The organism is Pseudomonas sp. 32_A (genome assembly GCF_017490905.1).
Classification (GTDB): domain Bacteria; phylum Pseudomonadota; class Gammaproteobacteria; order Pseudomonadales; family Pseudomonadaceae; genus Aquipseudomonas; species Aquipseudomonas inefficax.
Genome location: NZ_JAFGYI010000130.1, coordinates 1 through 590, shown reverse-complemented (window position 1 = coordinate 590; position 590 = coordinate 1). Strand labels below are relative to the sequence as shown.

The 590-nt window shown below is 71.5% G+C and carries 1 protein-coding gene; it reads right to left on the bottom strand.

Annotated elements, in window-relative coordinates; genetic code table 11:
* The coding region (locus tag J5M58_RS25920) for a DUF1853 family protein (protein WP_207880172.1) at positions 1 to 590 on the bottom strand (590 nt) is incomplete at both ends.

The window sequence follows — 590 nt, the reverse complement described above, 5'->3', positions numbered from 1 at the left end:
ATGACCCAGTCTCGCCGCCGCAGCCAGCGCCCGCGCAAATGCTGCGGGTTGGCGCCCAGTGGTGGCTGCGCATGCCCAGGCCACGGGTAGAACAGATAGCCACCCAGCCACACATGCGCCTGCACCTGCTCCACCCCCAGCCGCGCCAGTACCTCGCGGCTGTGCGCCGCCGACGACATGGGCAACTGGTGGCGTGCCAGGTGCGCCAGTTTGCTTCCCAGGCGGTCATGGCAGCCTGGCCCCAGCCAGGCGCCGGGGTCGCGCCCGGCGTGTTCCGGGCCCAGGTACAGCTTGATGGCCAGTTCCAGGTGGTGCACGCCGTCGCGGTCGCGCAGCACCACATCCAGCTCACCCAGGGTGCGCCCGGCTTCGCGAATCGCCAGGTTGGCCGCCAGCAGTTCGATGCCCGGCGCCTGGCCCAGGGCGAATTGCCACAGCCGTTCGTAGTAGTGCCCCAGGCGCCGGCTGCCCAGTTGCGCCAGCCAGTCGCGCAAGGGGCGGTCATCGTCATCCAGCGCCCGCAGCCAGTCTGCCAGGCACTGTGGCTGGTCCGCCCACAGGCTGCCCGCCAGCGGGTGGCGCTGGGGGCA